The organism is Pseudokineococcus sp. 5B2Z-1 (genome assembly GCF_037482305.1).
Taxonomy (GTDB): Bacteria; Actinomycetota; Actinomycetes; order Actinomycetales; family Quadrisphaeraceae; genus Pseudokineococcus.
The window spans coordinates 460,463-470,584 of record NZ_JBBHZG010000001.1; the positions used below are offsets into that span (position 1 = coordinate 460,463).

9 protein-coding genes are annotated in these 10,122 nt (G+C 79.1%); 5 read left to right on the forward strand and 4 right to left on the reverse strand.

Going from position 1 to position 10,122, the window contains the following annotated elements; all coding sequences use genetic code 11:
- Nucleotides 1-168: 168 nt before the first annotated feature.
- The 4 genes from WDV85_RS01950 (at nt 169) to WDV85_RS01965 (ending at nt 4,011) form a co-directional block, all read left to right on the forward strand.
- On the forward strand, nt 169-441 hold the full coding sequence (locus WDV85_RS01950) for a GlsB/YeaQ/YmgE family stress response membrane protein (RefSeq protein WP_171204238.1): 273 nt from the start codon (nt 169-171) through the stop codon (nt 439-441).
- A gap of 264 nt (nt 442-705) precedes the next feature.
- A complete protein-coding gene (locus WDV85_RS01955) occupies nt 706-2,601 on the forward strand; it encodes a DEAD/DEAH box helicase (protein ID WP_339569006.1) in 1,896 nt (631 codons plus the stop codon).
- Between the two features lie 61 nt (nt 2,602-2,662).
- Nucleotides 2,663-3,070 carry an ATP-binding protein gene (locus WDV85_RS01960; protein WP_339569007.1) on the forward strand — a complete coding sequence of 136 codons (408 nt, stop codon included), beginning with the start codon at nt 2,663-2,665 and terminating at the stop codon, nt 3,068-3,070.
- Nucleotides 3,067-4,011, forward strand: coding sequence for an oxygenase MpaB family protein (locus WDV85_RS01965; protein ID WP_339569008.1), 945 nt, complete (start codon nt 3,067-3,069; stop codon nt 4,009-4,011). Before WDV85_RS01960 ends, WDV85_RS01965 begins: the two co-directional genes overlap by 4 nt.
- Nucleotides 4,012-4,043: 32 nt before the next feature.
- On the opposite strand, the gene WDV85_RS01970 is transcribed toward WDV85_RS01965, so the two are convergent.
- Both WDV85_RS01970 and WDV85_RS01975 read right to left on the reverse strand, forming a co-directional pair.
- Nucleotides 4,044-4,886, reverse strand: a complete 843-nt coding sequence (locus WDV85_RS01970; protein WP_339569009.1) for a PHP domain-containing protein — start codon at nt 4,884-4,886, stop codon at nt 4,044-4,046.
- A gap of 84 nt (nt 4,887-4,970) precedes the next feature.
- On the reverse strand, nt 4,971-6,188 hold the full coding sequence (locus WDV85_RS01975; RefSeq protein ID WP_339569010.1) for a DUF2332 domain-containing protein: 1,218 nt from the start codon (nt 6,186-6,188) through the stop codon (nt 4,971-4,973).
- 108 nt (nt 6,189-6,296) lie between these two features.
- On the opposite strand from WDV85_RS01975, the gene WDV85_RS01980 reads away from it, so the two are divergent.
- Nucleotides 6,297-8,003 carry an aminopeptidase P family protein gene (locus WDV85_RS01980; protein WP_339569011.1) on the forward strand — a complete coding sequence of 569 codons (1,707 nt, stop codon included), beginning with the start codon at nt 6,297-6,299 and terminating at the stop codon, nt 8,001-8,003.
- A 147-nt stretch (nt 8,004-8,150) separates the two neighbouring features.
- Here the strand turns inward: WDV85_RS01980 and WDV85_RS01985 are convergent, their stop codons facing one another.
- Entirely contained in the window at nt 8,151-8,879 is a 729-nt protein-coding gene (locus WDV85_RS01985; RefSeq protein WP_339569012.1) for a general stress protein, read from the reverse strand.
- A gap of 134 nt (nt 8,880-9,013) precedes the next feature.
- The gene (locus tag WDV85_RS01990) at nt 9,014-10,045 is read right to left on the reverse strand and encodes a lysylphosphatidylglycerol synthase transmembrane domain-containing protein (protein ID WP_339569013.1); all 1,032 of its coding nucleotides are present in this window, start codon (nt 10,043-10,045) and stop codon (nt 9,014-9,016) included.
- Between the last annotated feature and the right edge of the window lie 77 nt (nt 10,046-10,122).

The following is a 10,122-nucleotide window of genomic DNA, read 5'->3' on the forward strand; positions in this document are numbered from 1 at the left end:
GGCGCGCCGGGCGGCACCCGATCGGGTCACCGCCCGGCGCGGCCGGTCTCCGCTCGCGATCTCGACGCGCGCACGGGGGACGCCTCTGCCACGGTGTGATCACCGGACGTCACCACCGGCCCGACCGGGCCCTCGACGGGTGACGTCACCTCACGGAGAGGCACCGCCATGACCGTCAGCGGCATCATCAGCGCCATCATCGTCGGGCTCATCGTCGGGGCCCTCGCCCGGCTCGTGCTGCCGGGCAAGCAGAACATCAGCATCCTGCTGACGATCCTCATCGGCCTCGTCGCCGCCTTCATCGGCGGCTTCATCGGCAACGCGATCACCGGCGGCGACGACGGCTTCTCGATCATCACGCTGATCATCCAGGTCGTCCTCGCCGTCATCGGCGTGGCGATCGTGGGCGGCACGAGCGGCCGCAAGAGCGTCCGCCGCTGACCGACGCGCACCCCCGCCGAAGGCCGTCACCCCACCGGGTGGCGGCCTTCGGCGCGTCCGGGCCCGGGTGCGGCGCGGCCGCGCGGACGTCGCGCGCGCCCGGGCTCGAGACGCTCGTGGTTACCATGGCCGGGAACACGCCTACGCCCGGTCGTCGACAGCGATCGGCCGCCACCCCCGGCGCGAGAGGCCCGTGTGGTGCGGAGCGCCCGAGCGCCCGGCCCGCGTGCGGCCCCGCCCGACGACCCGAAGGCCTCCTCCTCCATGTCCGCAGAGACCGCAGAGACCACCACCGGCGCGCCCGCCGACGTCGAGGACGTCGCCGTCGAGACCCTCGAGGCGCCCGCGCCCGAGGCCGCCGACCTCGTCCCCACCTTCGTCGAGCACGGCGTCCAGCAGGCCATCGCCGACGCGCTCGCCGCCAAGGGCATCGAGCGCCCCTTCCCCATCCAGGCGATGACGCTGCCCGTCGCGCTGTCCGGCCACGACATCATCGGCCAGGCGAAGACGGGCACCGGCAAGACCCTCGGCTTCGGCATCCCGGCGATCCAGCGCGCCGTCGGCCCCGGCGAGGACGGCTTCGACGCCCTCGCCGAGCCCGGCGCGCCGCAGGCCCTCGTCGTCGTGCCCACGCGCGAGCTGGCCGTGCAGGTGTCCGGCGACCTCACCGCCGCCGCCGCCCGCCGCTCCGTGCGCGTCCTCACCATCTACGGCGGCCGGGCCTACGAGCCGCAGGTCGAGGCGCTCGAGAAGGGCGTCGAGGTCGTCGTCGGCACGCCCGGCCGCCTCCTCGACCTCGCGGGCCAGGGGCACCTGCGCCTCGGCCACGCCCGCACCGTCGTCCTCGACGAGGCCGACGAGATGCTCGACCTCGGCTTCCTCCCCGACGTCGAGAAGCTCCTGGCCCTCACGCCGGCGGGGCGCCAGACGATGCTCTTCTCAGCGACGATGCCCGGGCCGGTCGTCGCCCTGGCCCGGCGCTACATGACGCAGCCGACGCACATCCGGGCCAGCGAGCCCGACGACGCGGGCGCCGTCGTCAAGGCGATCCGGCAGGTCGTCTACCGCGCCCACGCGATGGACAAGGTCGAGGTGCTGGCGCGGCTGCTCCAGGCCGAGGGCCGCGGGCTCACCATCGTCTTCGCCCGCACCAAGCGGACGGCGGCCAAGGTGGCCGACGACCTCGTCGAGCGCGGCTTCGCGGCCGGCGCGCTGCACGGCGACCTCGGGCAGGGCGCCCGCGAGCAGGCGCTGCGCGCCTTCCGCAGCGGCAAGGTGGACGTCCTCGTCGCGACCGACGTCGCCGCGCGCGGCATCGACGTCACCGACGTCACCCACGTCGTCAACTACCAGTGCCCCGAGGACGACAAGACCTACGTGCACCGCATCGGCCGCACCGGCCGCGCGGGCCAGAAGGGCACCGCCGTCACCTTCGTCGACTGGGACGACGTGCCGCGGTGGGGCCTCATCGACCGCACCCTCGGCCTCGGGCACCCCGAGCCGGTGGAGACCTACTCCACGTCCCCGCACCTCTTCTCCGACCTCGACATCCCCGAGGGCACGACCGGGCGCCTGCCCCGCAGCCGCCGCACGCGCGCCGGCCTCGCGGCCGAGGAGCTCGAGGACCTCGGCGAGACCGGCCGCGGCGGCCGCGGCGGTGGGCGCGAGCGCTCCCGCGAGGAGCGGCCGCGCAGCGGCGGACGTGCGGACGGCGGCCGTGGGGACGGCGGTCGCACGGGCGCGCGGGGTGAGGGCTCCAGCGACGAGGGCTCCAGCAGCGAGGGTCGTCCGCGCCGTCGTCGCCGCACCCGCGGCGGTGGCGGCGACGACGCAGCGGCGGCCCCCGCAGCCGCGCCGTCGACCGGCCCCGTGACCTCCGACGGCAGGACCTCCGACGGCGGGAGCGGCGAGGGCGAGGGCGGCGCCCGCCGCCCGCGCCGGCGCCGCCGCGGTGGCCGTGGCGGCGGGGCCGCCGGCCAGGGGCAGGCCCAGGAGCAGGGTCAGCAGGGTCAGGGGCAGCAGGCCGAGAAGCAGGGGCAGGGTCGCTCCGGAGGCGGCGCACCCGCGGCCCGCCAGGCGGGCGGCGAGCTGCCGAGCGGCTCGCTCGCCAGCGGGCGCCGGCCGGGCGCCGACGCCCCGGCCCCCTCCTCCCAGGGGTGACGCCGTGCCGACCGACCTCCCCGTCGACCGGGACACGGGTGCCGTAGGGCACAATCCCGGCGTGCAGCTGATCGCCGAGCTCGAGGCCGACACCGCCGAGGTGCCGCGGGCCCGCCAGCTGCTCGGCCGGGCCCTGCAGGCCTGGCAGCTCGACGAGGACGCGGCCGACACGACCCTCCTGCTCGCCTCCGAGCTCGTGACCAACGCGGTCCGGCACGGGCGCCCGCCCGTGCACGTCCACGCCGAGGTCAGCGCGGGCGTGGTGCGGGTCGAGGTCGACGACGCGAGCCCGAGCCCGATCCGCCCGCAGGACCCGGACCTCGACGACCTCGGCGGCCGGGGCCTGCAGCTGGTCGAGATGCTGTCGTCGGCATGGGGCTCCCGTCTGCACGACCGGCGCCACGACGACGGCCGGCCCGTCAAGTGCGTCTGGTTCGAGCTCCGGGCGAGCGCACCGCTCGCCTCGTGACGCCGCGCGCCGGACGCGGGACCGGGCCGGGCGGACCGGCGCGCCGCGGCGACGGCGCCACCCGGGACCCCGCGGCGGGCGACCCCGGCCTCTTCGGCCCCGGCAGCGTCACCTGGCGCCTGCACGCCGACCCGGTGGCCGGGGTGGCCGGCCTGCGCGCCCTGCTGCTGCAGGCGCTGCACCCGCTCGCCATGGCGGGCGTCGACCAGCACTCGCGCTTCCGCGTGGACCCGTGGGGGCGGCTCACGACGACGGCGGACTTCGTCGCGACGACGACCTTCGGGTCGACGGTCGAGGCGACGGCGCTCGCGGCCCGCGTCCGCGGCGTGCACCGCCGCGTCCGGGGCACGGACCCCGAGACGGGCGAGGACTACGCCGCCGCCGACCCCGAGCTGCTCCGGTGGGTGCACTGCTGCCTCGTCGACAGCTTCCTCACCACGGCCGAGCGGGCGGGCGCCCCGCTCACGGCCTCCGACGGCGACGCCTACGTGCGCGAGCAGGTGCGGGCCGCCGAGCTCGTCGGCATCCCCGCCGACCGCGCGCCGGCGAGCCGCGCCGAGCTGGCCCGGGCGCTGGAGTCCTACCGGCCCGCGCTGCGCTCGAGCCCCGCGGCGCGCGACGCCGTCGCCCGCGTCGTCGCCCCGCCGATGCCGCTGGTCGTCGCCCTCGCCACGCCGGCCCTCCCCCTGTGGGCGTCCATGGCCGGCCTCGCGCTCGCCACGCTCCCGCCGTGGGCGCTGCGGCTGTACGCGGTGCCCCGCCCGGCCGTCCTCGCACGCGCCTCGGACGCCGCGACGACGACGGCGCTGCGGGCCGTCCGCGCCGGCGTGGGCGGCCTGCAGGTCGCCGTCCCCGCGCTGCGGGAGCCGCCGGCCCTGCGCGCCGCGCGCGAGCGCCTCGCCACCGCCGGCCGCGACGCCGGGCAGCGCCTGCGCGCCTGACCGCCGGGCCCGCAGGCGTCCCGGCGCCGGCCTCAGGGCCGGACGACCTCGAGCGCGCCGAGGGCCTCGACCGCCTCCAGGGCCGCCGGGCTCGTCGTGCGCTCGCCCAGCCGGTTGGCCTTCCCGGCGCCGTGGTAGTCGCTCGAGCCGGTCACGACGAGCCCCAGCGCAGCGGCCAGGTCCTCGAGCTCGCGCACGGCGCGCGCGTCGTGGTCGCGGTGGTGCGCCTCCAGCCCCACGAGGCCCGCGTCCGCGAGCTCCTCGACGACGGCGTCGGGGACGACCCGCCCGCGCAGCACGGCGCGCGGGTGCGCGAAGACCGGCACCCCGCCCGCCTCCCGGACCAGGCGGACCGCCTCCACCGCGTCGGGCGCCGCGTGGCCCACGAAGTACGGCGAGCGCGTCGACAGGACGGTGGCGAAGGCGTGCCCCCGGTCGCGGGCCAGGCCCTTCGCGACGAGCGCGTCGGCGAGGTGCGGCCGCCCCACGGTGGCCTCGCCGTCGACCTGCTCCAGGACGTCGTCCCACGTCAGGGGCAGGTCGGCCGACAGGCGGTCCACCATGGCCCGGGCCCGGTGGAGCCGGGAGGCGCGCGAGCGGTCCAGCGCCGCCCGCAGGCCCGGGGCCGCCGGGTCGTGGAGGTAGGCGAGCAGGTGCACGCTCACCCCGCCGCTGTGGCAGGAGATCTCGACGCCGCGCACGAGCGCGGTCCCCGTGGCGAGCGAGGCGGCGACGGCCTCGTCCCACCCGGCCGTCGTGTCGTGGTCGGTGAGGGCCACGACGTCGAGGCCGGCGGCCGCCGCCGCGGCGACGACCTCGCCCGGCGGCTGGGTGCCGTCCGACGCGCTGGAGTGCGCGTGGAGGTCGATCGTCACCCCGGCAGCCTAGGTGCCGCCGGGCGAGCGCCCCGCCGCCGCGCGCGCCCCCCGCGCACCACCGCCGTCCCCGGGGCCGCAGGCTCAGCCCGGAGGGCCCCACCGGACGGGCACGCCGTGCGGGGCGGCCTCGCCGAGCAGCCGCAGCCGGGCGCCCGCCGCGGCCGCCCGGGAGCCGGGAGGCGCGCCGTGGACGCGCGCCTCGACGCAGAACCGCTGGTGGCGATCGCCCGGCAGGCGGCGCGGCTCGAGGGCCAGGAGCACCAGCGGCGCGGACGGCGAGGCGCGCCGCCCGAGCGCCTCCAGGTCCGCCTCCGCCGCGCGGCGCTCGGCGGGCGGCACGTACTGGCGCACGACGGACTGCCAGACGACGGTGACGGCGCCCTCGCGCAGCGCGAGCTCCCGGGCCAGGTCGCCGGCCCCCGCCCGGCGGACGGCCACCGGGTGCGCCACGGCCAGCTCCAGGGCGCCGCGGAGCCGGTGGACGCGCTCGCGCTGCTCGGGCCAGACGAAGGAGAGCAGCCGCCGGGCGTCCCGCGGGTCGCCCGGGTCGAGGGGCGCGACGTCGACGCCGACGCGCTCGACGACGACGGCGCGGGGCGGCGCGTCGCCCCCGCCCGCCGCGCGCCACGGCGCGACGTCCCAGGCGCCCCCCAGCTGCACCGGCGAGGCGGGCGGCCCCCAGGCCCCGCCGTCGCGGGCCGTCATGCGCATCCGGTCGGCCTGCAGCAGCAGACCCGCCGAGGAGCCGACGTCGTGCAGGCGCACGGGGACGTCGTCGTCCGCGCCCGCGACCCCCCGGCCCGCCCCCTCGGCGAGGACGTGGAGCAGCGCGCCCCACAGCGCCGCCGCGCGGCCCACCTCGTTGGTCTGCGGCGCGGCACCGAGGTCGGCCCGCAGCGCGTCCTCGTGGGCGGCCACGACCCCGGGCAGCAGCGCGGCGGCCCGCGCCGCGTCGCCCGGCCGCGGCCCCGGCGCGCCGTCGTCGCCCTCGTCGGCCGGGTACGCGCGGGCCAGCTCGGGCGCCGCCCCCTGCAGCACCAGGCGGCCGAGGGCGCCGACGAGGCGCAGGGCCAGCGCCGAGGGACCGGGCTCCCCCTCCTGCCCGCGCAGGACGCGGGCCACCGGCCCGCCGCGCTCCGCGTCGTCGGCGGCGGCCTCGCAGAGCGCGGCCGTGAAGCGGGCCCCGAGGCCCCGGCACGTCGCCGCCTGCTGCCGCAGGTGCTCGACGACGCCGTCCGCGACCTCGCCCTCTCCCCCTGCGCCGCCCCCGGCACCCGCACCGCCCGCACCGCTGACCACCAGCCCACGGTGCCACCGGGCGCGCCTCCCGCGCAGCGCCGACGACGGCAGCCGAGGGCGGCGCCGGTGGCCGCAGCCGCGCGCCCGGGCCGGTGGCATCCTGGCGGCATGACGACGCCGACGACGCCGGCCCCCCGCACGTCCACCGCACCGGCCCAGGAGGCGGCCGTGGACGCGCCCCAGCAGGCGACCCGGGAGGCCCCCACCTCCCCGGGTGCGGACGCCCCCGCGACGGAGGGCGGCGCCCCGCTGCAGCCGCCGGCGCACCCCGGCGGGGGCGACGGCGGCTCCCCCGACGACGCCGCCCCCGACGACGTCGCCGCCCGGCAGGCCGCGCGCAGCCACCGCCAGCGCCCGACGTCGGAGGCGTTCCGCGAGCTCATGGCGTCCGGCTGGGCGGCCGCGGGTGCGCAGGAGCCCCCCACGGAGCGGGCGGCGGCCGCCCCCTTCGCGGCCGCCCGGCGCGCCGAGGTCTCGCGGATGTTCCCCGGCGAGCGCCTCGTCGTCCCGGCGGGTCCGCTCAAGACCCGCTCCAACGACACGGACTACCGCTTCCGCGCCCACTCCGCCTTCGCCCACCTCACCGGGCTCGGCGGCGAGCGCGAGCCCGACGCCGTGCTCGTCCTCGACCCCCGCACGTCCGAGGACGGCGCCCAGCAGGAGGGAGGGCACGAGGCCGTCCTGCTCTTCCGCCCCCGCACGCCGCGCACGTCGGAGGAGTTCTTCGCCGACGCGCGCTACGGCGAGTTCTGGGTGGGCGCGCGCCCCTCGCTCGCCGACGCCGAGGCCGAGCTCGGGCTGACGTGCCGGGACGTGCGCGACCTGGACGACCTCCTCGCCGACGGCGGCGCGCCCCTGCGCGTCGTCGCGGACGCCGACCCGGCGCTGACCGCGCGCGTCTCCGCCCTGCGCACGGCCGCCGGCACGGACCCGGCGGCCGCCGAGGTCGCCGACGACGAGCTCGTCGTCGCGCTGTCGGAGCTGCGCCTCGTCAAGGACGAGCACGAGGTCGAGCAGATGCGCCTGGCCGTGGCCGCCAGCGCCAGCGGCTTCGAGGACGTCGTGCGCTCGCTGCCGCGCGCGCTGGACCACGTGCGCGGCGAGCGGGTCGTCGAGAGCGCCTTCGCCGCCCGGGCCCGGGAGGACGGCAACGGCGTCGGCTACGAGACCATCGCCGCCGCCGGCGAGCACGCCTGCACCCTGCACTGGACCCGCAACGACGGCCCGGTGCGCTCCGGGCAGCTCGTGCTCCTCGACGCCGGGGTCGAGGTCGACAGCCTCTACACGGCCGACGTCACCCGGACCCTGCCCGTCGACGGCCGCTTCACCGAGCCGCAGCGCCGCGTCTACCAGGCGGTGCTCGACGCGGCGGACGCCTCCTTCGCCGTGGCCCGCCCGGGGTCGCGCTTCCGCGACCTCCACGAGGCGGCCATGCGCGTCATCGCGGCCCGTCTCGACGCGTGGGGCCTGCTCGCGGTGGGCGCCGAGGAGGCCCTGTCGGCCGAGGGCGGCCAGCACCGCCGCTGGATGGTCCACGGCACCTCGCACCACCTCGGCCTCGACGTCCACGACTGCGCGCAGGCGCGGCGGGAGATGTACCTCGACGCCGTCCTGGAGCCCGGCATGGTCTTCACCATCGAGCCCGGGCTGTACTTCAAGAGCGACGACGAGCTCGTCCCCGAGGAGCTGCGGGGCATCGGCGTGCGCATCGAGGACGATGTGCTCGTCACGGCCGACGGCTGCGAGAACCTCTCCGCGGCCCTCCCGCGCGAGCCGGGCGCCGTGGAGGAGTGGATGGCCTCGCTCCGGGGCTGAGCGGCTCGCCCGGCCCGGGCGCCGGGCACGCACGAGGGGCGGGGCCCCGGACGTCGTCCGGTGCCCCGCCCCTCCTCGCGCCGCCGCCCTTCGTGCGCCTCCCCCGACGCGCCGCCGGTCCGAGAGGGCCGGCCGCCACCCGCGGCGTCAGCGGGGGGCGTCCTCCGCGCGCCCGGGCGGCTCCTCGCCCTCGGCGCGCGCCCGCTCCTGCTCGCGCTGGCGGGCGACCATCTCGCTGTACGTCGGACCGCTGACGCGCGCCGGGCCCTCCTCGCCCTCCGACGCGCCGGCGCCGGGGGCGGGCGAGGCCGGCACCTGCTCGCGCGTCAGCGGCGCGGCGGCTCCGGCGCCGGCGCCCCAGCCGGGACGGCGCAGGCCGCGCGCCGCCTCGGCGTCCCGGGCGAGCACCTCGCGCACGGCGCCGGTCTGCTCCTGGGAGCAGAAGATGGCGTAGCGCGAGGCGACGATCTGGCTCACGGACGTGAAGTCGCGCCGGCCGCGGGAGGCCGCGTAGCTGACGAGGCTGAGGATGAGGCCGAACGCCGCACCGATGAGCACCGCCGGGAGGATGGCGAGGGGCCCGGCGTCGGGCGGCGACAGGAGCAGCAGGATGAGGCCGATGAGCAGGCCGATCCAGGCGCCGGACGCCAGCCCCGCCCCCGCGACGCGCCCGTAGGTGAGGCGGCCGAGGACGCGCTCGACCATGCGCAGGTCGGTGCCGACGATCGTCACGTGCTGGACGGGGAAGTGCTCGTCGGAGAGGAAGTCCACCGCGGCCTGGGCGGCGGCGTAGGTCTCGTAGGACGCGACCTCCTCGCCGGTCGGCGCGGTGGGGACGCCCTGCCGGTTGCGGGCGGAGGTGAAGGGGCTGGACATGGTCGTGATCATCCGCCGCCGCGAGGGGCGCCACCACCCGGGACGCCGCTCCCCCACCAGCTCGGTGCGGCCTCGCAGCCCGCGTCCGGCGAGCTCCCAGGGGTCGGCCCCGCCGGCGGCGGGCAGGGGGTGGGTCAGACGTGCCCGGCGCGGCGCAGGAGGACGGCGAGGAGCCACCCCGGCAGGACCCACAGCCACAGCGTGGCCACGCGGTAGGTCACCGACGCGAGCACGGCCGGCACCGGGTCGACGCCGACCGCGACGAGGCCGGCGGCGACGGCCGCCTCCACCGTGCCGATCCCGCCCGGCGTGGGGAAGACGCTGCCCACGGCCGTCCCGGCGAAGAGGACGACGGCGAGCTCGAGCAGCGGGACGTCGGCGCCGTAGGCGCGCAGGCTCAGCCCGAGGGCGGCGAGGAAGCCGCCGGTCACGAGGCCGCTGCCCAGGGCGCCGCGCCCCAGGCGCGCCGGGTGGCGCACGAGGTCGCGCAGCACGGCCCAGGCGCGTCCCGCCGGGGCGCGCAGCCGGGCCACGACCGCCCGTCGCAGGCGCGGCACCAGCAGGGTGCCGAGGGCCGCGACGACGACGGCGAGGACGGTGAGCAGCGTCACCTCGTCCGGCAGCAGCCGCACGCCCCTCGCCGTGCGCCCCGACGACAGGACCGCCGCCACGAGCACCAGCGCGGTGACGAGGACGGAGACGACCTGGATGGCGACGACGGACGCCACGGCGGCGGGCGTCGAGGCGCCCCGCCGGTACAGGTACCGGACGTTGAGGGCCATGCCGCCGAGCCCGGCGGGGCCGAGGAGGTTGAGGAAGGTCCCCGCCACCTGCACGGCCGCCGTCGGGCGCAGGCGAAGCGGCACGGGCGAGAACGCCATGACGGTGGCCGTGGCCCCCGCGAACGGCACGACGGCCGCGACGGCGGTGAGCGCCAGCCACCCCGGGTGGGCCTGCCGCAGGGCCGTCAGCGGGTCGGCGCTGCCGAGCTGGCGGACGACGAGGGACAGGGCGAGGACCCCGAGCGCCGCGCCGAGGAGGGCGCCCGCGGCGCGCCAGCGGCGACGGACGTGCGGGCGACGGTCGGCCGCGTCGTCGTCACCGGCCGCGCCCGGGGTCGACGCGGCGGCGTCGCTCTCCGCACCCACGGCCGGGGGGACGGCCATGCGCGCCTCCTCCCCGGTCGCGGTCGTGGCCCCGCGAGCCTAGGCGCCGCGGGTCGGGCTCGAGCGGGGGGGGGGGG

Excerpts from the sequence above, each read along its gene's own strand:
- WDV85_RS01980 (WP_339569011.1), top strand. The coding sequence starts at position 6,297 with ATGACGACGCCGACGACGCCGGCCCCCCGCACGTCCACCGCACCGGCC.
- WDV85_RS01985 (WP_339569012.1), bottom strand. The coding sequence starts at position 8,879 with ATGTCCAGCCCCTTCACCTCCGCCCGCAACCGGCAGGGCGTCCCCACC.
- WDV85_RS01990 (WP_339569013.1), bottom strand. The coding sequence starts at position 10,045 with ATGGCCGTCCCCCCGGCCGTGGGTGCGGAGAGCGACGCCGCCGCGTCG.
- WDV85_RS01955 (WP_339569006.1), top strand. The coding sequence starts at position 706 with ATGTCCGCAGAGACCGCAGAGACCACCACCGGCGCGCCCGCCGACGTC.
- WDV85_RS01950 (WP_171204238.1), top strand. The coding sequence starts at position 169 with ATGACCGTCAGCGGCATCATCAGCGCCATCATCGTCGGGCTCATCGTC.